Genomic DNA, 25475 nt, shown 5'->3' with positions numbered 1-25475 from the left:
CGCCTGTTCGCTTGACGGTCGCTACCGCGGGCGAGCACGAACAGCGATGCCTCGGAGCGTCCGCCGCGCCAGCGCGACCAGATCCTCGAGAACCAGGTAGGCCACCGGGACGAGGACCAGGATCAGAAGGGTCGCCAGGCTCAGGCCGAAGAAGATGCTGATCGCCATCGGCTGCAGGAATCGCGCCTGGCCCGTTGCGAAGAACGTCAGCGGCAAGAGACCCAGCATCGTCGTGACCGACGTCAGCAGAATCGGCCGGAACCGCAGCCGCCCGGAGTCCATCACGGCCTGCATCAGCTCGACGCCTTGACGCCGCCGCTGGCCGATGAAGTCCACCAGGATCAGCGAGTCGTTCACCACCACGCCCGCGAGCGCGAGCAGCCCGATCAGCGACATCAGGGTGATCGAGCGATCCATCAGCGCGTGCCCGAACACCATGCCGACGCCCGCGAATGGGATGATGAACATGATCACGAGCGGCTGAAGGAAACTCTGGAAGAGCGTACCCAGCACGAGATAGATGAGGAGCCCCGAGATCAGCGCGGCCGCGCCGAGACCCGCCATGGATTCCGCTTGCTCTTCGGCCTGACCGCGGATGCGCACCGAGTACGCGGGCTGGCCCCCGAACAGGTCCTCGAGATCGCGCTCCAGCGTGCGCAGGATCCGCGTCGAGTTGCCCTGCTTCTCGTCGACGTCCGCGCTCACGATCACGCTTCGGATGCGGTCCTCGTGGCGGATCGAGGCGGGGCCCACCGTCTCGACGAGGTCGGCCACATCTCGCAGCGGAACGCGTCGCAGGGCGCCGGTCGCGTCGTCCCCGGGCCGAGGGGGCAGCGCGATCCGCAGGTCGCCGAGCACGCCGGCCCGGGAACGATGCGACTCCGGGTGCTTCACGATCACGTCGACGTCGTCGGTCCCGCGCCGCACGCTCGCGACCTCGACTCCTTCGAAGGCCGTCCGCAGCTGACGCGCTAGCTCCGCCTCCGACAGGCCGACCTGGCGGCCGCGCTGGTTCGGGACCACGTCGACCTGGCCCTTGCCCGCCTCCAGGTCGATGCGAACGTCACGCGCCCCCGCAAAAGTCGCGAGGTCGAGGGCGAGCGCATCCGCTTTCTCTTTCAGCACGTCGAGCTTCGGCCCGCGCAGGGACACCTCGATATCGCGCCCGCTGGGCCCGGTCTGCGGCTGGGAGATCTCGTAGCTCTCGACGATCGGCGGCAGGTCACCCAGCTCCTGGCGAAGCGCCTCGATCACCTCCGCCGTCGTGCGCTTGCGCCCTTCGCCCTCGCGGAGTTCGACCCAGACCTGGCCGAGGTGCGCGCCAAGCTCGAAGCTCGCGACGTCCGAAGCCGCGACGCCGAGCAGCGTGTGGGCCGACACCACCTCGCCGCTCGCGATCCTCTCGACGTCGGCCTCCACCTCGCGGCACACGCTTTCGGTCTGCTCGATCGACGAACTCGGGTCCAGGCGCAAGGACACGTAGAACAGCTTGCTCTCGAAGTCGTCGAAGAGCACGAACGGAATGCGCACGCCCCCGTAGGCCCCGATCATCGCGCCCGCGCCGAGAGCGCCGGCGAGCGTGGCGTAGCGCCAGCGGATCGCGCGGGTGAGCAGCCAGAGATACCCCGACTGGATCGGCGTGTACCAGCGCTGGACCTCGCCGCCCGCCGCGCGCGAACGCGCCTGGAGCTTCGCGACGCTGCGCTTCGACGTCCAGTGCGCGAGGTGCGACGGCAGGAGCGTGAAGGCCTCGATCAGCGAGATCAGAAGGCACGCGGAGACGACGATCGGAAGCGGGCGCATGAAGAGCCCGGTCGTGCCGCCCAGCATCAGGATCGGCAGGAACGCGGCGACGCTCGTCAGGATGGTGGCGAACACCGCGCGCCCCACCTCGACCGTGCCCTCGACGGCGGCGGTCTCGGGGTCCTCGCCTTCCTCCATGCGGCGGTAGACGTTCTCCCCCACGACGATCGCGTCGTCGACGATCATCCCGAGCACCACGATCAGCGCGAACATGGCGATCATGTTCATGGTCACGCCGAGCGAACCCGCGACGAGAATACCGCCCAGGAACGACAGCGGAATCCCGAGCGCGGTGACGAACGCGACCTGGGGACTCAGGAATCCGAGCAGCGCCAGGATGACGAGCACCGCGCCGACCAGCCCGGAGTTCGTCATCGTCTGCAGGCGATTCTCGACGTAGACGGAAAGGTCGCTATTCAGGCCGAGGGCCACCCCGGGCGGCATCTCGTCCGCGTGCGCGGCGACGTACTCTCGCACCTCACGCGCGATGTCGATCGTGTCGCCGTCGGACGACTTGTTGACCTGCAGGTGCACGCAGGGCTGCCCGTTGAAGCGGCCGCGCGACGCGCCGCGGCGCGACGCCTCGGCCACGCGCGCCACGCGCTCCAGCGTGATCTCGGCGCCGGTCGGTGACGAGCGGATCGGGAGCTGAGCGAGGTCCTCGGCCCAGCGCACGTCGCCACCGACGCGCAGGAGCTTCTCGCGACGATCGACCTCCAGGCTCCCGAGCGGCACCTCGGCCACGCGGCCCGAAACGGCCGCGCCGATCTCCTCGAGGTCGAGCCCGTGCCGCTCCATCTCCAGCGGATCGACCTCGATCCAGATGCGCGGTTCCAGAAGCCCCGTCGCGATCACCGAGGTCACGCCCGGCAGCGCCTCCATCGCGCGCGACTGCTCCTCGGCGATCGCCTTGAGCGTCATATCATCCGCCGTGCCGTAGACGAACACCGCGATCACCGGGAAGCGGTTCTTCGCCTCGGAGACCGTCGGATCGTCCGTGCCATCGGGGAGCTGTACGTCGCCGCCGCGCACAGAATCGCGCGCGCTCGCCAGCACCTCGTCGAGGTCAGCGCCGGGCTCCAGCGTAAGGCGAATCCGCGAGACGCCCTCGCGGCTGACGGACCGCATCTCCTTGACGCCATCGAGCCCATCGAGCACGTCCTCGATCGGCGTGGTGACGAGGCGCTCGACGTCGACGGGCGACGATCCGGGGCTGAGCGTGAACACCTCGATCGCGTCGAGCGAGAAATCCGGGAAGACCTCGCGCGGCATACTGCGATACACGAGCAGGCCGCTGATCGCGAGTGCGATCAGCGCGAGGTTCGCGCCGACCGGATTGCCCACCGCCATGCGGGCGAGCCAGCGGATCACTGGCCGGCTCCGGGCTTCGCGTCGGCGGATACGGCCCGCTCGGTCGCGCCGGGCTCCGTGTCGAGAAGCCGGAGGGCGGCGTCCTGCGCGAGGAGCTGGAGCGACGAGGTGATGATGCGATCGCCCGGCCTAAGGCCGGACTCGATCACGCGGCCGCCGTCGAAGGTGCCGCTCTGGAACGTCACTTCCCGGAGTTCGGCCACGGGGCCGCCCTCGGCCTCGCCGGGCCCCACGACGAACGCCACCGCCTGGCCGTCCCGGTAGGTCAGCCAGGATTCGGGGACCCAGACGACCTCGCGGAAGGGCTCACCCTGGAGTTCCACGCGTGCGAACGTGCCGCTCGGGATCTCGGGCGCGAAGGACAGATGCGTGTTCTCGCGCCGCTCGAAGGGAGTCTGCACCGGAAAGAGCGCCTCGATGCGGACGGAGCGCGTCAGGGGGTCCACGCGGGCGCCGAGGGCTGTGATCTGACCCTCCAGGATGGCGCCCGGGCGGGAAAGCGGGGCGGCCAGCGCGCGCGACAGGGTCGTGAGGGCCGCCAGATCGTCCTCGTGAACGTCGGTGACGAGCCGCAGGGCCGTCCGGTCGAGCCAGGTGCCGATCGGGACCATCGGGACCAGCATGGTCCCCACCGTCGGAGCCGTCTCCGAGGAAATTCGGCCCGGGAACGGCGCTCGAATGGCGGCCTTGTCCCGGTTGACCTTCAAAAGAGCCTGGCGGTTCTCGGCGAGCTGGATCTCCAGCCGCGCCGCGATGATCGTGGCGCGGATCGTCTCCAGCCCCCGGGCGGCATCGCTGGCGGCGGCGTCCGCGGCGAGCCGCTGGTTCCGGGCGAGGTCGACGCGGGCCTGCTCCGTGCTTCCGCGCTCCGCGAGCCCGACCCAGCGCTCTTCCTCGGCGCGGAGGAGGTCCCGGCGCTCTTCCAGGGCGGCCAGACTGCGCCCGGCGCCTTCCAGATCGGCCTCGGCGGCCGCCTGGCGCGCCCGGCTGAGTTCGATGGCCGTGTCCTGGGCCGCGATCTCCGCCTCCAGGCTCGAGGTGTCGACCCGCAGGAGAACGTCCCCCTCGGCGAACGTCCGACCGTCCCGCAGTCCTTCGGCCACGAAGACCACGCGACCACCGACCTCCGAGGCGAGAACGGCCTCCCGGGCCGCCTGGAGCGTTCCCGTGGCGAAGATCATCCGAGGGACCTGGGTGGCCTTCAGGAGGTGTGTCTCGACCGGCACGGCCCGTGGGCCCACAAGATCGTCCGTTCGGGCCGGCTGCGGGGCCGAGGTGATGATCCAGCGGGCCCCCAGGGCGCCCGCCAGCGCTAGCCCGGCAGCGAAGAGCCCATGGCGCCAGGGACTGGATGGGCCCCTGGAGCCCCCAGGGCCCTCGATCGGAAGGTCTTCGGCTGGCATGGAAGGCGTGATGATGGCGAATCGAGGCCGGAAGTCCTCATTCTATTGTTCGGCGCGACTGGACTCGGCGAGGCAGGACGGGTTCAATCTTTGGCCCGCGACCGGGTCGACCCGATCCCGGTGGGCCCGAATCCGGGCCAGGGCCCGATCCGGGTCCGAATCAGCCAAGCCCAACCAGCTCCCCTATCCGCTCCCTTCCGGGGGGCCCGAAGCGCCGTGCAACTCGAAGTCGACACCTCCGTCCAAACGACCGCCAAGATCTCTTTCAACGTTCCCGCCGAAGAGTTCGAGACCGAGGTCAAGAACGGACTGCGCCAGGCATCCCAGAACGTGCGCATGAAGGGCTTCCGGCCGGGCAAGGTCCCGCTCAAGGTCCTGGAAAAGCAGTACGGGGAGTCGATCCGCGGCGAGGTCAAGGAGCGCTTCATCCAGAAGGCGTACGGCCAGGCGCTGGAAGAGAACAAGCTCAAGCCGATCGCCCACCCGCGCCTGACGCCCGAGGAGATGGAACTCCAGGGCGACGGCTCGTTCCAGGTCGCGTTCGAAGTGCCGCTCCGCCCGACGTTCGACCTGCCTAAGTACCGCGGCCTCGAGACGACCACCGAGCTCGAGCCGGTGATGGACGAGCAGATCGACACGACGCTCGACGAGATCCGACAGCAGCAGTCGACCCCCGAGGCCGCCGGCGACGACGGCATGGACGAGAAGGGCTTCGTCATCGCGAACATCTCCTTCGAGCACGAGGGCGAGCAGGTCTTCGAACGCGAGGGAATGCGCCTGAACACCGCCAGCGTGCCCCCGGGCGTCGATGCCGAGAGTTTCAGCGCCGGCCTCGTCGGCGTCAAAGACGGCGAGAAGCTGGAGTTCCCGATGGAACTTCCGGAGTTCCTGGAGAACGAGGAGCTGCGCGGGAAGCCGGGCACCTGCGTTCTGAACGTCACCCAGGCCATGAAGCTGGTCCCGCCGTCCGACGACACGATCGTCGAAATGCTGAGCGGCGGCGCCCCGGACGCCGAGATCCAGGACATGGAGGGCGTCCGCCGCTTCATCCGCGAGCGCCTCGAGGAAAACTCCCAGGAGCGCGAGAACCAGCGGATCGAGACGGTGCTGCTCGATCAGGTCCTTCAGGCGGTCCAGGTGGAGCTGCCCCAGTCGATGCTGGAGCAGCAGACCGAGGCGCGCCTGAACCAGCTCGCCGCCGAAATGACCCAGAAGGGCTCGTCCGAAGAGGAGATCGAGGCCGCCAAGGCCGAACAAAAGGACGCTGCGTACGCCGAGGCCGAGAAAGGGCTCAAGGCGCTCCTCGTCGTCGAGGCGATCGGCGAGACCGAGGAGCTGCTCGTCAACAACGATGACATGGGCCAGGAGCTCCAGAGCATCGCGATGCGCAATCAGACGACCGTACAGGAGGTTCAGGAGTACTACTCGAAGAACAACCTGGGCCAGCAGCTCGCGATCGAAATCCTGGAGAAGAAGGTGCGCAGGTTCCTGCGGGAGAACGCCGATATCAAGGCGCCTGAGTAGTGCTCGCGGTCGCGGCTGAACTTTTTTCTGCCCGCGCGGATCGCTGCTTGCTGGCCCCAGGTCTCCGACAGAATCGGCGACCTGGGGCCTTCATTCTTGAAACCCCCAGCCAGAACCACTAGAGAAGGCGCCATGCAAAACTACTACCCGGTTCCCTTCGTCATCGAGAAGACCGGTCGTGGAGAGCGGCAGTACGACATCTACTCGCGCCTCCTCGAAGACCGAATCATTTTCCTTGGCACCGCCATCGACGACAACGTGGCCAACGCTGTCATGGCGCAGCTCCTGTTTCTCGACAAGACCGGTCGGAACCAGGACATCAAGATGTACATCAACTCTCCGGGCGGTTCCGTGACGGCCGGCCTGGCGATCTACGACACGATGCAGCTCGTCGAGCCTGATATCTCGACCTACTGCCTGGGACAGGCGGCCTCCATGGGCGCGGTCCTCCTCTCGGGCGGAACGGCGGGCAAGCGCTTCGCGCTCCCCCACAGCCGCGTGATGATCCACCAGCCCCACGGCGGAATGGGCGGCACGGCCCTGGACATGGAGATCCAGGTCAACGAGATCCTCAAGATGAAGCGTCAGCTGGAGGGCATCATGGCCTTCCACAGCGGGCGGACTCCCGAGGAACTTTCCGAGGCCTGCAACCGGGACAACTTCATGTCGCCGGAGGAAGCCAAGGAGTTCGGATTGATCGACCACATCGTGGCTCGCGCGGAAGGAGCTCCTCCCCGGTCCGAGCTGACCGAAGGTGAAGGCGACGCTTCGTGATCCAATCGCCGGGTGAGGTTGGCTTCATACGAAGGCATCCTCACCTGGCTCCCGATCTGCCAACCATCCTGCACGCCAGCGAGCCCCTTCCGTCGCTGGCGTTTCTTTTGACTGGTCCTCTGGCTGGTCCTCTGGCCGGGCGTTTCCTTTCCGTAGCGCCGCGACAGATCGCAACGATCTTGCTATCAGTGGAGCGAGTCGGGTTTGAACCCGCCTGCCTGGCGAACTACGCTTGTGTCTCGGCGCAGCGCATTTCGTTGGAGCATGGGTCCGGTCATGGGTCACACCTGACCGATTCTCATGTTGAAGCCGCCCCGCTCCGTCCCCCGGAATAAACTCTGCGCATGAGCTCATCTCGTCGAACCGGCCGTCAGGTCGAACGCTGCACCTTCTGCGAAAAGCCCCGTCACCAGGTTGCCTCGCTGATCGCTGGTCCGCCCGGAGTCTACATCTGCAACGAGTGCATCGAGATCTGCAACTCCATCCTGCAGGAAGAGCAGCGTCGTAACCCTGGCAGCGCCACGGCCGCAGCCGACCAGCGCTCGGAAGCCAGCCGCGGAGGCGTCCCCCACGCTCCCGCCGCGATCGCCGCAGTCGATCGTCTGCCCACGCCCATCGAGATCGCCCGCAGCCTCGACGAGTACGTCGTCGGTCAGCACCGCGCGAAGAAGGTGCTGTCGGTCGCCGTTTACAACCACTACAACCGCCTGCGCCAGCAAGGCGAGTCCGAGAACGGGGACTCCGACGGCGTCGAGATCGAGAAGTCGAACGTGCTTCTCGTCGGGCCGACGGGTTCCGGTAAGACGCTTCTCGCCCGCACCCTCGCGCGCCAGCTGGACGTCCCGTTCGCCATGGCGGACGCCACGACGCTCACGGAAGCGGGCTACGTCGGCGAGGACGTCGAGAACATTCTGCTGAAGCTGCTTCAGGCCTCGGACTTCGAGGTCGAACGCGCCCAGCAGGGCATCATCTACATCGACGAGATCGACAAGATTGGCCGCACCACCGGGAACGTGTCGATCACGCGCGACGTGTCGGGTGAGGGCGTCCAGCAGGCGCTGCTCAAGATCCTCGAAGGCACCGTGGCCAGCGTCCCGCCCCAGGGCGGCCGCAAGCACCCGGAGCAGTCGTACATCCAGATCGACACGTCGAACATCCTCTTCATCGTCGGCGGAACGTTCTCGGGCATCGAGGAGATCATCGGGCGCCGCGTCGGACAGGAAGTGATCGGCTTCGGTCGCGACTCCACGTCGAACAACGCGCTCGACAACGCCAAGCGCAAGGCGGGTCTCCAGAACGAGATCGGCGTGCCGACGAAGGTCGCCGCCGGATCGCTCCCCGCGTTTGATGAGTACGCGGCGCGCGACGAGTACGTTCGCTACCTGCTCCCGAAGGACCTGATGGAGTTCGGCCTCATCCCCGAATTCATCGGTCGTCTGCCGATCGTGGCGACGCTCGAGACCCTGCGCCGCGCGGAACTCGTGCGAATCCTGGTCGAGCCGAAGAACGCGCTCGTGCGCCAGTACCAGCGCCTGTTCGAAATGAACGGCAAGAAGCTGGAGTTCGACGAGAGCGGCCTCGGTGCCATCGCCGACCTCGCGATCGAACGCGAGACCGGCGTCCGCGCGCTGCGCTCCATCCTGGAGAGCATGCTCCTCGACCTTCTCTACGAGCTGCCGGCGCGCAAGGACACCGATACCTTCGTGGTGACCGAGGAAGTCGTTCGTGGAACGGTCCAGCTGGCTCGCGGGCTGACCGCGGCCGACCTCGACGAAGAGGAGGCTGCCGAGTCGCCAGAGCGCGAAAGCGCCTGACGAGACGGCGCGGTACCTGTGGCGATTTCGCGGCGGGTACCGTACCGTCGCGCCCCATGGACCCCAAAAAGCAACAGCTACGCATCCGCTACCACCGCGACTTCGACGGGATGGTGTCGGGTGCCGTGCTGGCCCACGCCCTTCGCAAAGAGGGCGAAAACCCGATTCTGCTCAGCGTCAACTACGACGAGCGCAAGAACTGGGACTCCTTCGAAGCAGGTAAGCGCTTCGCCATCGTCGACTTCCACTTCCATCCGCGCGCGGAGTACTGGTTCGATCATCACCCGACGACGTTCCTCACGGACGAGCTTCGGGCCGCCTACTCGCCGTCGGATCGCTGGCTCTGGGACGAGACCGCTCCGTCCTGCCCGCCGCTGATCATCAAGCACTGCGAGGAGCACCTCGGCTACGAGGCGCCCGAGCGATTCCAGGACGCCGCTCGCTGGTCCGACATCATCGACGCGGCGCGCTTCGAGAGCGTCGACCAGGCCGTTTTCGGGGACGATCCCGCCCTGCGCTTGATGCGGGCGCTCACCGCCTCTCCCAACCCGGCGTGGGTCGACAAGCTCGCCACGGCGCTCGTCACCGAGTCGCTCCGTGACGTGGCGCTGCGGAGCGACGTCGAGAAGGTCTACGACCGCGCCTCGCGCAACCGCGACAAGGCGCTGGAACAGTTTCCGCCGACCGTGGTCTGGATCGAAGGCGGCGTCGTCTTCTTCGACGCGAGTTCGTCCAAGGTGCGCCGCGAGCGCTTCGCGCCGTTCTACCACCATCCCGAGATTTCCTACGCGGTCGGGGTCATCCCGACGCGCGCCGGTTTCCACATCACGTGCGGCGAGAACCCCTGGAACAAGCCAACGAACGGCGTGCACGTCGGCGAGATGATGGAAGAGTACGGCGGCGGCGGGCACCGCGCCGTGGGCGGCGCGAACCCGCCCTCGCTCGAGAAGGCGCTAGAGCTCGGCGAAGAGTTCGCCGAGCGGATCGTCGAGCACCTCACGCGGTAGCGCTGGACGTGGCCGAATCAACGGAAAGAGCCGGCGCGGACGAGGATCGCGTGACGCTGCTTCAGCTCTCGCTGGACGAGTTGAAAGAGCGCGTGCAGGACATGGGCGGCAAGGCCTTCCAGGCCAAGATCATCCGCCGCAACGTGCTGGAGAAGGGACGCCTCGACTACGCCGAGATGACGGACCTGCCGATCGCGCTGCGGGATCGACTGCTGGAGGACCTCCCGGTCTTCTCCAGCACGCTGGTCGACGAAGTCGGTGCTCGCGACGGGACCACCAAGCTGCTCCTTTCGTTCCCGCTCGGACGTGCGCGCGGCGGCGACGCGAACGCTCGCGACCTCTCCGTCGAGACGGTCCACATGCCTCCCCTGCCGCACATGCGGGAGGACGCGGAGGGCAACGAGCGCGGGGCGACCCTGTGCGTTTCGAGCCAGGCCGGTTGCCCCGTTGGCTGTCCGTTCTGCGCGTCGGGCCTGCTCGGGCTCGCGCGCAACCTGGAGGCGCACGAGATCGTCGAGCAGTACGTCCGCGGCCGTGAGATCGGACCGCTGCGACGCTCGGTCGTGATGGGCATCGGCGAGCCGCTCCTCAACTTCGAGAACCTGAACGCTGCCCTCGGCGTCGTGCGCGACGAAATGGGCCTGGGGGGCCGAAAGATCACCGTATCCACGGTCGGCTTCCCCGATCGGCTTCGGAAAGTCGCTCTGCTGGATCCCAGGTTCCAGCTCGCGATCAGCCTGCACACGCCGGACCAGGATCAGCGCGACTACCTCGTACCGGCAATGCGGGGCGTGCCCATCGAAGAGGTGCTGGCGGCGGGCGACCATTGGTTCGAGACGACCGGACGCGAGATCACCTACGAGTACGTCCTGCTCGGCGGCGACAACGACAGCCTCGGACATGCCCAGCGGCTCGTGGAGCGTCTCCGCGGACGCCGGTGCAGCGTCAACATCATTCCCTACAACCCGACCCCAGAGCTCCCGTTCGGGCGCCCGGACGCCGGACGCGCCGAGGCCTTCCGCGACGCGCTCGTCGAAGGCGGGCTCATCGCCACGATACGCTGGTCGCGCGGGCTCGATGGAGCGGCGGCCTGCGGCCAGCTTCGACTGTCGCGCTGACCGCGTCGCTCCCGTCGGCCCTGATCAGGATCGACGATCCGCCGCTCTCGCGGCTGCGAGAACCGCGAGTACGAAACGACGGGTCGCCAGCGCGTCGGCCCGAAGGAACAGCTCGGGTTCGATGAGTTCGAGCTCCATCAGCAGCCCTTCCCCGGTCCCCGGCTGCTGTACGAGATCTACGCGGGCGTAGGGCAAGGGAGTCGCGAGCCCCAGCAAACTCGACACACCGTCCACGGCTCTTCGGCCAGCCGCGAAGAGCTTGTCGGGGGCGCGCTCGAAGTGGACCGTTCCGCCGAAGTCGTCCTGGACCCGGAAGTCGCCGGGCTTCGCCTTCTTCAGCACGCAGTGTGAATACTCGCCGCCGAAGTAGACGAGCGACCACTCTCCGCTACGCTCCACCGACTCGACGAACTCCTGCACCAGATACGGGCCCTCTTCCCCTCGATCCCACGCGAGCGGTTCACCCTCGGAAAGCATGCGCGTCCCGTGGGCACCGCCCGAGACCGCAGGCTTGACGACGGCACGGCGACACCCGAGCTCCTCCAGGATCGCCAGGGTTTCTCCTTCGCGCTCTCCGGCCGTGACCCTCAGGGTCTTAGGAACGCGAGCGAAGCCCGCCAGATCGAGCTCCGCGAGGTAGCTCTTGTCGAGGTTCCAGCGCAGAACGCGCTCGGGATTGAGGACGGGCACCTTCAGCTGGGAAAGCCAGCCAAGGAACGCGGCGGGGCGCAGGAAGTAGTCCCAGGGCGTGCGGATGAGCACGAGATCGAACGCTCCAGGGTCAACGGCCCGACCCCAGGGAAGCGGCTCGGCGCTCGCCCCTTCCGCCTCGAACGCCGCCGAGAGTCCGACGTCGTCCGGACGCAGCGCGGGGTGCTCCGGGTCGGTGATGATCGCGATTCGAAGAGGCGCATTCTCGGGGCGCTTGGTCAGCCACTTCATCGGGGGATGCTGCGCGTGGGACCGCGCATGAGCAAGAGGACGCCGAGGGCACGCGCCGCGGAGGAGGTCCGCATGCGGTGCTCGCCGTTCGTAAAGACCAGTCCGTAGGGCTTGCCGTCGTCACGGGCTTCCTGGCGCTCGAGGATCAGCGTCGCTCCCTCGTCGAGTCCGAGGCGCTTCGCGCGCGCCAGCACTTCGCCGGGGTCCGGCTGATCGAGTACCCAGAAAGGTGGGTCGTAGCGGGGATCCCCGGAGACCTCCTCGAGCCGCTCCAGGAGTTCCTGGGTCACGACGGAGAACGACTCCGGCGCGATGCTCACGCGGCTGACCGCGGACGTCGAAAAGCCCCCCAGGACGGCCGGGCCGAAGGCTCGCTCCAGAATCAGAGCCGCGGCTTCCGCCGGGGCCATCTGCGCGTCGATCTGGAGCGTCGGCTGAAGGAGCGTTCGAACGAAGATCGGAGCGAGGGGAGCGGCCACCACGCCGGTACCGAACCAGCCAGCGCGCTCCTGCTCCAGCGCCTTCGCGGACGCGCGCTCGGCGTGGAGGTTCGCAAGATCTTCGCGAAGCCTCTGCACCGAGGCCACGCCCTTCTGCAGTCCGGCTTCCGGCGCGCTCCAGTCGATCGCGAGGTCGGGCTGCACGGCCGCGTGCCGCAGCACGTCCAGTCCGTCATCGTGCAGCAGCCAAAGCGGCGCTTCGGGATCGGCCGCGAGGATCCGATCGACCAGCGAAGCGGCAAGACAAGGGAGCGTCGGATCCGAGAGGACGATCACCGGGCGCCCAAGCGCCAGCCAGTGAAGCAGCCGGGAGGCGAGATCGCGGAGCGGCTCCGCCACGTTGGCCCGGATCAACACCACCGCGACTTCGGGCCCGACGGCATCGGGCACCGCTACCTCGTTGCCACCCGCGGCCATCGGGAGGGCCAGGTGAGCGGCCCCTTCGGCTTCCCTCTCCTCTTCCCGAAACAGCTCGAGGATCTTGTCGAGTGGGGCGGAGCAAGCGTCGCCGCGGGTATGCCCCAGGGTCTCCCGGTAGCGAGAGGCCAGAGCCGCCGTATCGCGCGATGAGGCGATTCCCGCGGCCCTGGCGGCGTCCAGAGCGGCGTCCAGGTCAGCGGCTTTCGCGCGGTCCCACGGGTGGTCGAGCGCGCATCGAAAGCTCGTGGGCCTGCGCGATGCCGGTGCGGCGGTACGACACCCCGCCTCGGCGGAGGGTGAATCGCTTGACCCGGTGACCCCCATACCGAAGGGCGTGGGATTCGACGCCGCTTCGGCCGCTGGCGGTTCCTTCGTGGATTCCTTCATGGGTTGATGAAGCATGGCTTGATCGCGGGCAAAATGGCAGACCTTCGATGCCTTCTCGACTGCGATTTCCGAAGCCATTCCACATCCGCCGGGCCCGCGACTTCAGTCGCGTCTATCGGATCGGGAAGCGCGCACGCGGCTCCATCCTGCTGCTCGTCGGAGCCCCGAATGGGCTCGGCCATCCGAGACTGGGCCTGTCGGTCTCGAAGAAGATCTGGAAACACGCTGTCAAGCGCAATCGTGTGAGGCGCGTCTTTCGCGAGGCCTTCCGGCTGTCCACCACGGACCTGCCGCCGTTCGACTTCGTGCTGATCCCGGCGGAACCGCGGCTGCTGCCGAACACGAAGGACACGGTGCTGGAACTGACGCGGCTGGCACGGAAGCTACACGAGAAAGTGGAGCGGGCGAGCGCCGAGGACCGCACGGGAGGCGTCACCCGATGACGGACTCAGGCTCCACAGGTCAGGGTGGCCCAGGTTCGGGCTCTCCAGGTACGGCCTCCGCAGGTACGGGCTCCCTTGGCCGCGGGCCGTCGCCAGGGTGGCTTCGTTTTTCCCGAGGGGCTGTGCTGTTCAGCAAGGCCGCGATGGGCGGCTTCACCGAATCCATTTCGGCGGGCGCGCGAACGCTGCTCCTGCTGCCGATCCTTTTGTATCGCAGGTTCCTCTCTCGCCTGAAGCCGGTCCCCACGTGCCGCTTCTCCCCGACCTGCAGCGCCTACGCCGAGGAAGCCCTCCGCACACACGGCCTGCTGAAAGCGATTCGACTCGTGACCTGGCGCCTCCTGCGCTGCCAGCCCTTCGCCCGCGCCGGCTACGATCCCGTGCCGCCCCCCGCGCACTCGACCCCCGACCACCGCCATTGACCGACCCTACCAGTCCTATGATCTCCACGGTTTCTTCCTCTTCACCTGCGCGGCGAACCCTCGTCCACCCGAGCCTTCTGACGTCCGTCGTCGTGGCGCTCCTGGCTCCCTCAACGCTTTCCTGCGCGTTCACCGGCGACCAGGCCAAGCAGGCCAAGGAAGCACCAGCGGTTTCACCCGTCCCCGGATGCACGCTCGTCAACGAGCTGATCCTGCCCGAGGAGGTCCACTTCAAGAACCTCTGGCAGGTCACCTTTGGCGGGCAGAACGCCGAGGCGTATTGGAACTTCGCGGACGATCAACTGTCGCTGCAGATCATGAACAAGTCGGACGGCCGGAACTGCGACCGGATCTACGTCACGGGCGCCGACGGCTCCATGCGTCAGGTGTCCAACGGCGTCGGCGTGACGACGTGCGCGTTCTTCATGCCGGACGACGAGGCGGTCCTCTACGCTTCGACCCAGTCGGGTCATGACGGCTGTCCCACCAAACCGCCGTCCGAGGTCTACACCTGGATGCTCTGGCCGGACTACGACATCTACGTCCGCGAGCTGGGCACCGGCATGGAGAAGCCGCTCGTGGAAGCGTACGGCTACGACGCCGAGGCCACCGTTTCCCCCCAGGGAGACCGGATCGTGTTCACCTCGACGCGCTCCGGCGACGTCGAACTCTGGACCTGTGATCTCGATGGCCAGAACCTGCAGCAGGTCACGGACACCCTCGGATACGACGGGGGCGCCTTCTTCAACCATGCAGGGGACAGACTCGTCTTCCGGACCACCGCGTGGACGCCGGGCGACGAGGACCGAGAACAGGCCGCGTACCGGGAAGACCTCCAGCGCTGGCAGGTCCGCCCGAACAACATGGAGATCTACACCATCCGCCCCGATGGCTCGGAGCGCGAACAGGTGACTGCGCTGGGCGGCGCCAACTTCGCGCCCTACTTCCTCCCGGACGATCAGCGCATCATCTTCTCCTCCAACCACCACAGCCGAGAGATCAACGGCGTGAAGTTCAACTTCGACCTCTTCATCTGTGATCTTGATGGCCGGAACCTGGAGCGCATCACGTACTTCGACGACGTCCCCGGCAAGCAGTTCGACTCGTTCCCGATGTTCAGCCACGACGGCAAGTACCTCGCGTTCTCCAGCAACCGCGGCGACGGTAAGGTGGGTGACACGAACGTCTTCATCGCCGAGTGGATCGAAGATCCCGCTGCCGTCGAAGCCCCTCCCAAGTGATGGCACCGCAAGGTGATGGCGCTGCGGCGTAGATCGACGTAGCCCACCCCTCGACAAACCGACTTCCCCACGCTGAACACGATCCCCCGTGAACGACCAAGAATCGCTTCTACTGCTGACGGAGCAGCTTCGGGAAAGCGAAGCTCGCTACAAGCACTTCATAGAAGTGACCGCGGACTCGATCTGGTGCCTCGAGCCGTCCCGCCCGATTCCCGAGGATACGCCGCCGAGGGACTGCGCGCGCATTCTCCTGGAGGAGTCCACGTTCACCGAGGGGAATCGGTCGTTCGCCCGGCGGCATGGGATCCAGTCCGTCATCGGACGCTGTCCGTCGGACCTGCCCGGATTCTGGATGAGTGGGCAGCCGTCCCATGCGATGGCGGTAGCCTCCCAGGCGATAGCCTCGCAGGCGGCGGGACCATCGCAGAATCGATCCCGTCAACAGGACGTGATGATCGCGGAAGTCGACGCGCAGGGTCGCGTACGCCACCTCGCCTGTTCGCTCTACCCGGTCGAGAGCAGCCTTGGCCTGAAGGCCATCTGGGCCATCGAGCGCGACGTCACCACCAAGGTGGAAGAGGAGAACCTGCTGCGTCAGAGCCAGGAGTTCTACAAGGCGATCGCCGAGACCGCCCTCGACGGGATCTGCGTGATGGACGGCAGCCTGACGCTGATCGACTGCAACGACGCGTTTGCAGAGCTCACCGCAGAGTCGCGGGAGGACCTGATCGAGTCGGGGGTCGTGAAGCTGCAGCCTCTCCTCGGCATCAAGGACGACCCCGTCTCCTTCGAATCGATCGCCAAGCTCGGACGCTGGAGAGGCGAGGCCATCCTCACGCGACGGCCCGTCAGCGATGCGGCGCTGCACACCGCCAGCTCCGCCGACGCGGAAGGCAGGAGCGGAAGCGGTCTCCACGGTGAAGCGACGGGCCCCAAGGAGCTGCGCGTCGAGCTCGCGTGCCGCGTCACGGAGGTCGAGAGCGGTGCACGCTACTACTGCTTCGTGCGCGACCTGAGCGAGCGGCGGTCCGCCGAGAAACGAGAGAGCGACCATCAGCGCGCCCTCGCCCACGTGGCCCGCCTCTCGACGCTTGGCGAGATGACCTCGGGGATAGCCCACGAGTTGAATCAGCCCCTCGCGGCGATCGTCAACTACGCCAATGGTTGCGCCCGCATCCTGAGTTCGCAGGGCGTCGAGGACCCGATGATCACGCGGGGGCTTTCGGCCATTGCCGAACAGGGTCGACGCGCGGCAGACATCATCCGGCGCATGCGCTCGTTCTCGAGGCGTGAGAGCGACAAGCGTGAGCCCTTCCGCATTTCCGACGTGCTCTCCGAGGCCATCGAACTGTCGATTCCCGACCTCCACAAGGCTGGCATCCGAATCGACACCGAGTTCGCGACGACCTCGGACATCGTGGTCGTCGACGGGATCCAGATCGAGCAGGTCACGCTGAACCTCATCCGAAACGCGATCGAAGCGCTCACCGCTTCCCGAGCCGTGCGTCAAGATTCGCCCGCGCGCCCGGCAGGCCATGGGGCCCTACCAGGGAAATCGGACGGCGAATCGGGCATGACAGTGCCCCGGGCGAGCTCCATCCCGGCCGCGGCGCCCCGGATCCTGATCCGAACGACCGTGTCCCCCACCGTTCAGGAGTCAGCGGCCGCCGAATCCACGTGCACGAAGGAGGGGGATGCCCCCCAGGGCGAGCGTCCCCAGGTCACCATTTCGATCGAGGACAACGGCCCGGGCATTCCTGAGAGTGTCTCCGCACGCCTGTTCGATCCGTTCTTCAGCCGCGGCGGCCAGGGAATCGGTTTGGGGCTCACGATTTCCCGCTCGATCGTCGAATCCCATGGGGGACGCCTGTGGTACGCGCCGGGTCAAGACGGCGCCTCTTTTCACTTCACCCTGCCACTTCGAAGCGCTCCAATACTCGAATGAATGCTCAGCCGACTGTCTTCATCGTTGACGACGATCCCGCCATGCGCGACTCTCTCGGATTCCTCATTGGATCCGTGGGAAGGCGCGTCGAGACCTATGCGTCGGCCGAGGACTTCCTCGAAGCCTACGACACCGAGCGGCCCGGCTGCATCGTCCTCGACGTCCGCATGCCCGGTCTCTCTGGACTCGAACTCATGGAGAGGCTCCATGAGGACCGCTTCGCTCCCCCGGTGGTCCTGATCACCGGGCATGGCGATATCCCCATGGCGGTGAGAGCTCTCAAGGCAGGCGCGTTCGACTTCATCGAGAAGCCGTTCAGTGACCAGGTCCTCCTGGAGCGAATCCAGCAGGCGCTTCAGAAGGACTCGCAGGAGCGCTCCGATGAGCAGGACCGCGCCGACTTCGAGCGCCGCTCCGGCCGACTGACCGCACGCGAGAAGCAGGTCTTCGAACTGGTCGTCGCGGGCAAGCCGAACAAGGTGGTCGCCACCGACCTCGGTCTCAGCCAGAAGACGGTCGAGGTCCATCGCGCCCACGTGATGGAGAAGATGCGCGCGGAGAGCTTCGCGGACCTCGTCAAGATGGCGGTGCTCCTCGAGGTCACTGGACCGCCGCAGACGATCGAATGATTCGGGAGTGAGGAAGGGGGGACGTTGAGACTTCAAATTCTCGGCAGCGGCAGCCGCGGGAACGCTGCGCTTCTGTGGGCCGATGAGACGGTGATCCTGATCGACGCCGGTCTTCCCATTCGAACCCTGACCGACCGGGTCGAGAAGGCAGGGATCGGCTTCAAGGGCATCGATCATGTGGTCGTGACCCACGGGCATCTCGACCACTCCAGGAGCTCAGGCATCATGGCCAAGCGCCATGGCGCGACGCTCCATTGCGCCCAGCGCATCCAGGAGCACCGCTCCGTCTCCCGCGCTCCCGAGAAGCGCGACCTGCCCATCAACGGAAGCACGACGCTCGAGCCACGGCGCGGCTCGGAGCCGGTGACCTTGACCACCGTCAAAATCCCCCACGACTGTGACCCGACGGTCGCTTTCCGCATCGAGCACGGCGGACGAACGCTGAGCTTCCTCTCGGACATGGGCGAGCCCAGGGAAGACGCGGGCAGAGCTCTCGCCGGTGCCGGGCTCCTCGTTCTGGAGTCCAACTACGACGATGAGCTGCTTCGCGGGGGACCCTACCCCGACGCGCTCAAGGCACGCGTCCGCGGAGCCGGTGGGCACCTTTCCAACGATCAGATGGCCGTGATGCTGACGCGGCTCGCAGGGCCCGACCTTCATACGGTCGTCCTCGCCCACCTGTCGGAGAAGAACAACCGGCCGGAGATCGCGCTCCGGACGGCTCGCGCCACCCTCGAACAGCTCGGCAGGAAAGACGTCGAGGTCCTCGTCGCCGAGCAAGACCGCCCGCTCTCCCCCATTCTCGTATGAGCCAGCCCCCCACCGGACCCCGTCCCGCCGACGCGGACTCCGTGCTCGCGCTGATGAGCAGGCACCGTTCGATCCGCGCGTTCACGGAAAGGCCCGTCGACGATGTGGACATCGAGCGCGCGGTCGCGGCCGCGCAGTGCGCCGCGACCTCCAGCTGGGTCCAGGGGTACCACCTGCTCCAGGTCGAACGCGGCGCACGCAGGGACGCGCTGAGTCTGCTGGCTGGCGACCAGGCCCAGGTCCGCGAGGCGCCCGCCTTCTTCGTGGTCTGCGGCGACACGCGTCGCCACCGCCGCGCCGCAGCGCGCGCCGAAACGAGCCACGTCGAATGCACGGAGACCTTCCTGCTCTCGGTGATCGACGCCTCGCTCTTCGCCCAGAACCTCGTGCTGGCCTTCGAGTCCATGGGACTCGGCGCCTGTTACATCGGCGGACTTCGCAACGATCTGCCTGGCGTGGACGAGGTCCTGGGGATTCCCGAGGGAACCTATCCCCTCTTCGGCCTCACCGTCGGCTGGCCCGCGGACGATCCAGGCACGCGACCGCGCTTCGCCCCAGGGGACGTCTGGACGAAAGATCGCTTCCCCACCGAAGAAGAGATCGACGCCACCCTCGATCGCTTCGACGAGATCGCAGCGCGGTACTACGTCGAGCGAGGTGAAGCTGGCCGCAACTGGACGGGCGCCATCTGGCGAAAATTCAAGACCGTGCTGCGCCCGGGCTTGAAGCGCTTCTACGAGTCGAAGGGCGCGTCGCTCAGCTGATCCGCGCGCTCCTTTCCCGCCCGCTCACGCCTTCGCGTGGGCGGCGGCCTTTCGGTCGTCGGCGGAAACGATCTTCGGACCGTCCGGAAGCTTGGCGAAGCGCCAGCGAACGATCGCCCACATGGCGATGAACGCGTCCTTGAGACCGATCTTCTTGCCCTCGTGGTAGGCGCGGCCGTGGTAGCTGATCGGCACCTCCCACACGGTCACCCCCATCTTCGCGACCTTCGCCGTGACCTCGGGCTCGACGGCGAACGTCCGCGATTGAATGTCGAGTCTGCGCGCAACCTCGGCGCGGTAGACCTTGTAGCAGGTCTCCATGTCCGACAGATGCAGGTCGGTGAACATGTTGCTGACGAGCGTCAGCATCCGGTTCCCGTGCGTGTGCCAGAACGCATGCACCTGGCCGACCGGCACCTTCCGAAAACGGCTGCCGTACACCACGTCCGCGTTCCCGTCGATGATGGGCTGAAGAAGCGCCGCGTAGTCGCTCGGGTCGTACTCGAGGTCCGCGTCCTGAACGAGGACGACGTCACCGGTGACGCTGGCGAACCCGGTCGAAAGCGCCCCCCCTTTGCCCTTGTTGACCTCGTGGAAGATGCAGCGGATCTCGGGGTGCGCAGCGGCCAGCTCGGCCATGATCTCGCGGGAGCGGTCCTTGGAACCGTCGTCCACGAGCACCACTTCCATCTCGAACGGCTGCTCCAAGACCCTTCCCACGATCGTGGCGAGAGTCCGCTCCTCGTTGTAGACGGGGATGACGACTGAGAGCTTCATGGCAAGAGGTGATGAACGGTGCGCCGAGCGAACGGTGGAAGATCGGCTATACGACAGGAAAGTGGGAAGCGGACGCAATATGGGACGGGAACTTTTCTCAAGCGGGCGGCTCGTCGGGCATGGTGGTAAGCCCTTCGAACAGCTCATCGAGACCGAAGAAATCGGCCATACCTGACTGTAGCTCCTGGTAGCCGGGCTCGCCCTCGATGCACCACATCGGGCGCAAAAAGAGCGGCAAGATCTCTGAATCGGGCGTCCTTCTCTGATCTTGGATCACCTTGCGACGCGCCATCCAGTAGTCCCAGCGACCGAGCAGGTCGTTGATCCCGAGGAGGTCCGCGATGGCGATGCGCCCGAGCTGGTCGTGGGTGTCCAGGTTCTTCTTGATCCGGCGCCAGAAACGGCCCCCGGCCCCTCCGGAGCCGAGCGTGTTCATCGCTTCGATCCGGTAGTTGCCCTGGTCCGGCATCGCGCTGGAGATGAACGCGCGGCGGATCCCGAGACCCAGCATCGCCGGCAGGATCTTCCGGAGGTTCTCGTCGTCGTAGTTCTTGAAGCAGGCGAGCTGCGGGTTCCGGATCTGGAGTACGCGGAGGCGCTCGATGGGAACCCGCCCGGAAGTACTGCTGTGGTGATGATAGCAGATGGCGCTCGGGACATAGCGAACCTCGTGGCCCATCACCCAGGTCCGCCATCCAAGGTCGACGTCCTCGTAGTAGGCGAAGAACTCCTCGTCGAAGCCGCCGACTTCGAAGTAGAGGCGCGCGTCCATGGCCATCGCTCCGCCGCACGCGAAGAGCGTCTTGCGGGGGACATCGTAGGACGGTTCGGGATCCCTCAGGTAACCCCTCTGGATCCCGATGCCGTGGAAGTTCATCCCCCCGCCCGTCGAGTTCAGCACCTTGCCGTCCCAGGAGAACATCTTCGCCGTGGTCGCGACCGCATCCTTGCGCTTGACGGGGGCGACGAGCGCCCGAAGGAAGCCCTTGTCGACGTGGATGTCGTTGTTGATGAAAACGAGCACCTCGGGGTCGAACCCCCCGTCACGCGCGATGGCAGCACCCTGGTTGCAACCCGCGCTGAAGCCCGTGTTCCGCTCGTTCTCGATGAGCTTCACCCACGAGTGCTTCGCCCGCATCTCCGCCTGGCTGCCGTCATCGGACCCGTTGTCGATGAGGATCACCTCGAAGCGATCCTTCGGGTAATCCATCTCGCGTAGCGTCTTGAAGCACGGCTCCAGGTGATGACGACCGTTCCAGTTCAGGATGACGATCGACACGCGCGGGAGTTCCGCTTCGGAGAGCGGCTCGGTCGCGGCAACGACGAGCTGCCTCTCGACTTCTTTCGGATAAGGTCCTGACATCAAGCTTGGCGCTCCAGCAATGCGTCGGCGCCGTCGGCGCCTTTCTCGACCGGGGTAGCGGGTGCGCTGTAGAGCCGAACTCTTCGCACTCGAAGGTAAAGCGGGTCCTCCCCGAAGCCGTCCGGCTTCAGTGAAAGAGATCCCTTGCTGGCAGGCAGTTGGATTCGGAAAGTATGCGAGCGAGTCTCGGCGGGCCCCTGGGTCGCGGCGGGCGACATGCGCCCGATCTCCTCGCCGTCCAGAAAGACCGTCCCGCCCAGCTGGACGCTGGTCTCCCCCTCGAGGAAGGCGAGTTCGACCTCCAGCGCCGCGGTCGGATTCACGCCCGCGCGAGCCGCAGGCAGCGACCAGGTCGCCGAAGCACCCGGACGTAGAAGCAGGTCGGCGGCTCCCTGGACCTCGCAGGCGCCGAGGCGACCGGAGGCGGCGGACCCGGGCGCGTCCATCAGGATCTCTCGCTCGTGGCCGTCCGCGCCGGCGCCGACCTCCCGGACGATCGTGGTGAGAGCGAGATAGCGCGCTTCCATCTCCTCGCCGTTCTGCGCCAGGGTCTTGATCGGCATCCAGTCGGAGACATCGATGCTCTTCAGGAGCTCTGGTTCCTCGATGAAGCGCGCCATCTTCGCCGCGAGGTCGTCCGCGCTCCCCACCCGGAAGGTGAGACCGTCGATCCCGTCGCGAACGAACTCCGCCATGCCGCCGATGTCGCTCGCGAGCACCGGCGTCCGCGTGAGGTAGGCCTCGTGAATCGTGATCGGCGAGTTCTCGTACCAGACGCTCGGCACGACGAGGACGTCGATGTCCGCGTAGACCTCGGAGAGCCTGCTGTTGTCGAAACGCCCGTGGAACGTCACGGGAGCTCCCTGGGCGAGCGCAGCAAGGTCCCGGTGATGCTCGTCGTTCTCAGGATCGAATCCACCGTAGACGTGCAGGTGGATCCTGTTCTTCAGCGGCCCCATCGCGATGCGCTTCATCGCCTGGATCAGCACCTCGCCGCCCTTGTACCAGACGAGCGAGCCCACGAAGCCGAAGCGAATGCGGCCTTCGGGGTCCGCGGTCTTCGAGAGCGCTTCCACGTGGTCGGTGCGCATCCCGTTGTCGGAGAACAGGAACGTGTGGGGGTCGAACGCGCCGGACTCCAGGTACTTGTCCCTGAGGAAGCGGCTCGGACTGATGCGGAGGTCCGCCTTCGCGTAGGCGGCTGGCACGACCTCGGCTCGCTCCTGGAGGTGGCGGAAGTCCTGCGCTCGGCTCTGCATCCCCTGGGGCCCGACGCCGATCTTGTTCAAGAGTTCGGCCATCCGGCCCACGATCTTGCCAGCGCGCACCGTGCCGTCGAGCTTCGCCGCCTGCTCGACGCGATCGAGTCCACGCTCCTTGATGCAGAGGTAGCAGCCGCTCCCCATGTTGCTCGGGCAGATCGCTCCGTCCGGGCGGATCATCTGAACGCGCGCGCAGAGCGCCCAGTAGTCGTGGCACGTGACCACCGTGGCGAGCCCGCGTCGCCGCGCGATGTCGACGAGCCCGGCGGACATGTGGATGAGGTGCTGGAAGTGAACGAGGTCCGGTTCGACCTCCGCGAGCACCTCGCGGAAGGCGATCTCCGGTCCGGTGCGCAGGAAGCTCTCGCGCAGATCTCCGAACGCAAGCCGGTGCGTCATACGGATGACGCGCAGCCCCTGGAACTCCTCACGACGGAGCGTGAACTCGGGCTCGTCCGCCTCGGGCCCACTGCGGGTCAGAATCGTAACTTCGTGCCCGCGCCGCTGCATCTCGGAGGCGATGTTGTACGTGTAGATCTCGGTCCCGGCCCACGTGTCGGGGGGAAAGCCGTGCACGACGTAGAGCAGCTTGAGCGTTGCCTCGTCCCGCATCTTCGTGGTGTGCCGCCTGCGCTTCGTGAGCCCGCCTTCGTACAGACCCTCGAACGCCGCGCGACGCAGCGCGAGGCCCTCCTTCTTCAGCTCCGCCGTCTCCATCGACGAGAGACCCAAGCCCTCGATCGCGAGCGCGTCCTCTCCCGCCAGCCGCCGCGTCAGCGTCGCCGCGTCCTTGGCCGAGGCCACGCAGATCCGGTCCAGCCACTCTGCGTTGAACGTGGCGTCGATCGAAGCGCGCGCGCGCGTCTCCCGCGCGTCGTAGTCGTGGCTGTGCTCGACGACAGCGGCATCGTCGTAGACGACGCAGTAGCCCGCTTCGAGGAACGCGCGGGCCATGAGGATGTCCTCTCCGAACGGCGTCCGCGGGAACGGATGCCGCCGCCAGAGCGAACGACGGAAGCCCGACGCCACGTCGTTGAAGTTGTAGAGCAGGCGCCGCTCGTGCGGCCCCATCGCTGCGTACTCCTCGGCGGCAGGGAGGCGAACCTCACGTCGTCCTTCCGCGTAGCCCGGATCCCCGGCGCTGAAGATCTTCGTCAGGGGATTGGCGTCGGGTCGCGGCACGTTACGGCAGTACGCGGCGCCCACTTCTTCGTTGTCGAAGTTGCCGACGAAACGCTCCAGCCAGTCCTCCGAGCCCGGAATCGCGTCCTGGGTCAAGAACACCATGATCTCCCCGCGGGAGCGCGCGGCGAGAAGGTTGCGCGTATCCCCGTGGTCGAACTCGACGCCGTGGATGCGCTCCATCTGGAGCGGAACGGGAAAGCTCTCTGCCTCTTCGATGAGGAACTCCCAGGTCCCGTCCGTCGATCCGCTGTCGATGATCCGGAAGTCCCAGCGGAACGTGGTCCTTTGCGCACGCAGCGCGGCGCAGACCCGCGGCAGGAACTCCATCCCTTGCCACGTCGGCATCAGGACGGAGACGCGAACGGGCTCCGCTCCGCCATCCTCGGGCGTGACTTCTGCGTGGCTCTCTTGGGAACTCATGGACTGGGGTGGGCGTCAGGAAACCAGCGAGGACTCGGGGAGGCGAGTGGGATCGAGTTCACCACGAACACGAGCGGCCTCGCGGGCCGCCTCCCAGGCAGCGACCTCGACCGAGGCACCCCCACGCCCTGAACTGCCGAGGTACTGGCCGAGCGTCTGGAAAAAGCGCAAAAACGGCGAGGTCAACGCGGCCCGAACCACTCCGCGACCCATGGGGCCAAGACGAGCCAGATGGCGACCATCCTCCTTGATCTCGTAAAGGGTGCCCTTCACCACGGACAGGAGCGAGGCGCGCACCCGCGTACCGTGGAACTCCCGCTGGAAGACGGCGTCCGTTCGGTAGCGGCGGAGGGCAGCCATCGGGCCGTAGCGGTGCGCGTGATACACGCTCGCCGTGGGCTCGAAGTGAATCCCCCACCCCTTCGCCATGGCGCTGGCCGCCCACGCGAAGTCCTCACCGAAAGGGACATCGGGAAACGGGATCGCCTCGAGGACGTCGCGACGAACGCAGCTCGCCACGTTGTTGAAACGGAGCAGGTCCGACCGCTCCCGCGAACTCATCGTCGCGTAATTTGCGGGATCGGTCCAGCGGCGGGTACGCGGCTGATCGCTGGCCTCCGGTGCGCTCAAGACGGTCCGCGCCGTGAGCGGATCGTCCCCCGGATTCGGCAGGACGCGCGCGATCACCCCGCCGATCGTCGGGTCCTCGAACGGCGCCAGGATCGATTCGAGAAAGGTCTCGTCCGTGGGCGTCGCGTCCTGGGAGAGGAACACGAGGAACTCAGCGGTCGCCATCCGCGCCAGCAGGTTGCGCGTGCGTCCGTGGCCGAACTCCGAGCGCTGGATGGTCTCCACGCGAAAACCGGCCGCCGAGAGCCGCTCCAACGTGGCATCCTTGCTCGACGAGTCCACCGCAAGAAACTGCGCCTCCTCGGCGAGCGTCTGCTGGCTGAGCGCGGGCAGAAGCCTGTCGAGGTCGGGCTCGGCGTTCAGTGTCGGCACGAGAACAGCGACGCGTACGCGCTGGGCCTGCGACGGTTCTTCGGTGGGCATGGACAATGGCTGGAGCGGGCACGACTCCCGCGGGGAAGTGTAGCCGCCCCCGAGCGCCGAAGCTCCCCGGTTGGGGCTGAAACAACGCTCCGGAGTGG

Annotated in this window: 20 protein-coding genes; 12 read left to right on the top strand and 8 right to left on the bottom strand. The window is 66.8% G+C overall.

Annotation, left to right across the window (positions count from 1 at the left end; all coding sequences use genetic code 11):
• Positions 1 to 21: 21 nt before the first annotated feature.
• Both Poly30_RS11970 and Poly30_RS11965 read right to left on the bottom strand, forming a co-directional pair.
• A complete protein-coding gene (locus Poly30_RS11970) occupies positions 22 to 3153 on the bottom strand; it encodes an efflux RND transporter permease subunit (RefSeq protein WP_145197555.1) in 3132 nt (1043 codons plus the stop codon).
• A 17-nt stretch (positions 3154 to 3170) separates the two neighbouring features.
• Entirely contained in the window at positions 3171 to 4577 is a 1407-nt protein-coding gene (locus Poly30_RS11965; protein ID WP_145197553.1) for an efflux RND transporter periplasmic adaptor subunit, read from the bottom strand.
• Between the two features lie 216 nt (positions 4578 to 4793).
• On the opposite strand from Poly30_RS11965, the gene tig reads away from it, so the two are divergent.
• From tig to rlmN, 5 genes are all read left to right on the top strand, one after another.
• Positions 4794 to 6101, top strand: coding sequence for a trigger factor (gene tig / locus Poly30_RS11960; RefSeq protein ID WP_419191280.1), 1308 nt, complete (start codon positions 4794 to 4796; stop codon positions 6099 to 6101).
• Positions 6102 to 6233: 132 nt separating this feature from the next.
• Entirely contained in the window at positions 6234 to 6875 is a 642-nt protein-coding gene (locus tag Poly30_RS11955; protein WP_145197549.1) for an ATP-dependent Clp protease proteolytic subunit, read from the top strand.
• Between the two features lie 344 nt (positions 6876 to 7219).
• Positions 7220 to 8689 (top strand): ATP-dependent Clp protease ATP-binding subunit ClpX, encoded by a 1470-nt coding sequence (gene clpX, locus Poly30_RS11950; protein WP_145197547.1) that lies wholly within the window; start codon positions 7220 to 7222, stop codon positions 8687 to 8689.
• Between the two features lie 56 nt (positions 8690 to 8745).
• Positions 8746 to 9696 carry a hypothetical protein gene (locus Poly30_RS11945; RefSeq protein ID WP_145197545.1) on the top strand — a complete coding sequence of 317 codons (951 nt, stop codon included), beginning with the start codon at positions 8746 to 8748 and terminating at the stop codon, positions 9694 to 9696.
• An 8-nt stretch (positions 9697 to 9704) separates the two neighbouring features.
• Entirely contained in the window at positions 9705 to 10814 is a 1110-nt protein-coding gene (gene rlmN / locus Poly30_RS11940; RefSeq protein WP_145197543.1) for a 23S rRNA (adenine(2503)-C(2))-methyltransferase RlmN, read from the top strand.
• A gap of 24 nt (positions 10815 to 10838) precedes the next feature.
• Here the strand turns inward: rlmN and Poly30_RS11935 are convergent, their stop codons facing one another.
• Complete coding sequence (locus tag Poly30_RS11935; protein ID WP_145197541.1) at positions 10839 to 11756, bottom strand: ATP-grasp domain-containing protein; 918 nt, start codon at positions 11754 to 11756, stop codon at positions 10839 to 10841.
• Entirely contained in the window at positions 11753 to 13063 is a 1311-nt protein-coding gene (locus tag Poly30_RS11930; RefSeq protein WP_145197538.1) for a hypothetical protein, read from the bottom strand. The genes Poly30_RS11935 and Poly30_RS11930 overlap by 4 nt, the downstream gene beginning before the upstream one ends.
• A 47-nt stretch (positions 13064 to 13110) precedes the next feature.
• On the opposite strand from Poly30_RS11930, the gene rnpA reads away from it, so the two are divergent.
• The 7 genes from rnpA (at position 13111) to Poly30_RS11895 (ending at position 19317) form a co-directional block, all read left to right on the top strand.
• Positions 13111 to 13506 (top strand): ribonuclease P protein component, encoded by a 396-nt coding sequence (gene rnpA / locus Poly30_RS11925; RefSeq protein ID WP_145197535.1) that lies wholly within the window; start codon positions 13111 to 13113, stop codon positions 13504 to 13506.
• 122 nt (positions 13507 to 13628) lie between these two features.
• On the top strand, positions 13629 to 13928 hold the full coding sequence (gene yidD, locus Poly30_RS11920) for a membrane protein insertion efficiency factor YidD (protein WP_419191279.1): 300 nt from the start codon (positions 13629 to 13631) through the stop codon (positions 13926 to 13928).
• Positions 13929 to 13945: 17 nt separating this feature from the next.
• On the top strand, positions 13946 to 15169 hold the full coding sequence (locus Poly30_RS11915) for a TolB family protein (protein ID WP_145197534.1): 1224 nt from the start codon (positions 13946 to 13948) through the stop codon (positions 15167 to 15169).
• A gap of 88 nt (positions 15170 to 15257) precedes the next feature.
• Positions 15258 to 17114, top strand: coding sequence for a PAS domain-containing sensor histidine kinase (locus tag Poly30_RS11910; RefSeq protein ID WP_145197532.1), 1857 nt, complete (start codon positions 15258 to 15260; stop codon positions 17112 to 17114).
• Positions 17115 to 17155: 41 nt separating this feature from the next.
• Positions 17156 to 17743, top strand: coding sequence for a response regulator transcription factor (locus Poly30_RS11905; protein ID WP_419191278.1), 588 nt, complete (start codon positions 17156 to 17158; stop codon positions 17741 to 17743).
• Positions 17744 to 17767: 24 nt separating this feature from the next.
• Positions 17768 to 18553, top strand: coding sequence for an MBL fold metallo-hydrolase (locus Poly30_RS11900; protein WP_145197528.1), 786 nt, complete (start codon positions 17768 to 17770; stop codon positions 18551 to 18553).
• A complete protein-coding gene (locus tag Poly30_RS11895) occupies positions 18550 to 19317 on the top strand; it encodes a nitroreductase family protein (RefSeq protein WP_145197526.1) in 768 nt (255 codons plus the stop codon). Before Poly30_RS11900 ends, Poly30_RS11895 begins: the two co-directional genes overlap by 4 nt.
• A gap of 24 nt (positions 19318 to 19341) precedes the next feature.
• Here the strand turns inward: Poly30_RS11895 and Poly30_RS11890 are convergent, their stop codons facing one another.
• The 4 genes from Poly30_RS11890 to Poly30_RS11875 all read right to left on the bottom strand — a co-directional run bounded on the left by Poly30_RS11890 (position 19342) and on the right by Poly30_RS11875 (position 25377).
• The gene (locus Poly30_RS11890; protein WP_145197524.1) at positions 19342 to 20094 is read right to left on the bottom strand and encodes a glycosyltransferase family 2 protein; all 753 of its coding nucleotides are present in this window, start codon (positions 20092 to 20094) and stop codon (positions 19342 to 19344) included.
• 97 nt (positions 20095 to 20191) lie between these two features.
• Positions 20192 to 21457: a glycosyltransferase family 2 protein gene (locus Poly30_RS11885; RefSeq protein ID WP_145197522.1), complete on the bottom strand. Its 1266-nt coding sequence runs from the start codon at positions 21455 to 21457 to the stop codon at positions 20192 to 20194.
• Positions 21457 to 24324: a glycosyltransferase gene (locus Poly30_RS11880; protein ID WP_145197519.1), complete on the bottom strand. Its 2868-nt coding sequence runs from the start codon at positions 24322 to 24324 to the stop codon at positions 21457 to 21459. The genes Poly30_RS11885 and Poly30_RS11880 overlap by 1 nt, the downstream gene beginning before the upstream one ends.
• Before the next feature lie 15 nt (positions 24325 to 24339).
• The gene (locus Poly30_RS11875) at positions 24340 to 25377 is read right to left on the bottom strand and encodes a glycosyltransferase family 2 protein (protein WP_145197517.1); all 1038 of its coding nucleotides are present in this window, start codon (positions 25375 to 25377) and stop codon (positions 24340 to 24342) included.
• Positions 25378 to 25475 lie beyond the last annotated feature (98 nt).

Source organism: Saltatorellus ferox, from assembly GCA_007751475.1.
GTDB lineage: Bacteria > Planctomycetota > UBA1135 > UBA1135.
This window is presented reverse-complemented; position numbering and strand designations above follow the sequence as displayed.

Coding starts and splice junctions, on each gene's coding strand:
- Poly30_RS11970 (WP_145197555.1), bottom strand. CDS start 3,153: ATGGCGGTGGGCAATCCGGTCGGCGCGAACCTCGCGCTGATCGCACTC.
- Poly30_RS11965 (WP_145197553.1), bottom strand. CDS start 4,577: ATGCCAGCCGAAGACCTTCCGATCGAGGGCCCTGGGGGCTCCAGGGGC.
- Poly30_RS11955 (WP_145197549.1), top strand. CDS start 6,234: ATGCAAAACTACTACCCGGTTCCCTTCGTCATCGAGAAGACCGGTCGT.
- clpX (WP_145197547.1), top strand. CDS start 7,220: ATGAGCTCATCTCGTCGAACCGGCCGTCAGGTCGAACGCTGCACCTTC.
- Poly30_RS11945 (WP_145197545.1), top strand. CDS start 8,746: ATGGACCCCAAAAAGCAACAGCTACGCATCCGCTACCACCGCGACTTC.
- Poly30_RS11935 (WP_145197541.1), bottom strand. CDS start 11,756: ATGAAGTGGCTGACCAAGCGCCCCGAGAATGCGCCTCTTCGAATCGCG.
- Poly30_RS11930 (WP_145197538.1), bottom strand. CDS start 13,063: ATGAAGGAATCCACGAAGGAACCGCCAGCGGCCGAAGCGGCGTCGAAT.
- rnpA (WP_145197535.1), top strand. CDS start 13,111: ATGCCTTCTCGACTGCGATTTCCGAAGCCATTCCACATCCGCCGGGCC.
- Poly30_RS11915 (WP_145197534.1), top strand. CDS start 13,946: ATGATCTCCACGGTTTCTTCCTCTTCACCTGCGCGGCGAACCCTCGTC.
- Poly30_RS11905 (WP_419191278.1), top strand. CDS start 17,156: ATGCGCGACTCTCTCGGATTCCTCATTGGATCCGTGGGAAGGCGCGTC.
- Poly30_RS11895 (WP_145197526.1), top strand. CDS start 18,550: ATGAGCCAGCCCCCCACCGGACCCCGTCCCGCCGACGCGGACTCCGTG.
- Poly30_RS11890 (WP_145197524.1), bottom strand. CDS start 20,094: ATGAAGCTCTCAGTCGTCATCCCCGTCTACAACGAGGAGCGGACTCTC.
- Poly30_RS11885 (WP_145197522.1), bottom strand. CDS start 21,457: ATGTCAGGACCTTATCCGAAAGAAGTCGAGAGGCAGCTCGTCGTTGCC.
- Poly30_RS11880 (WP_145197519.1), bottom strand. CDS start 24,324: ATGAGTTCCCAAGAGAGCCACGCAGAAGTCACGCCCGAGGATGGCGGA.
- Poly30_RS11875 (WP_145197517.1), bottom strand. CDS start 25,377: ATGCCCACCGAAGAACCGTCGCAGGCCCAGCGCGTACGCGTCGCTGTT.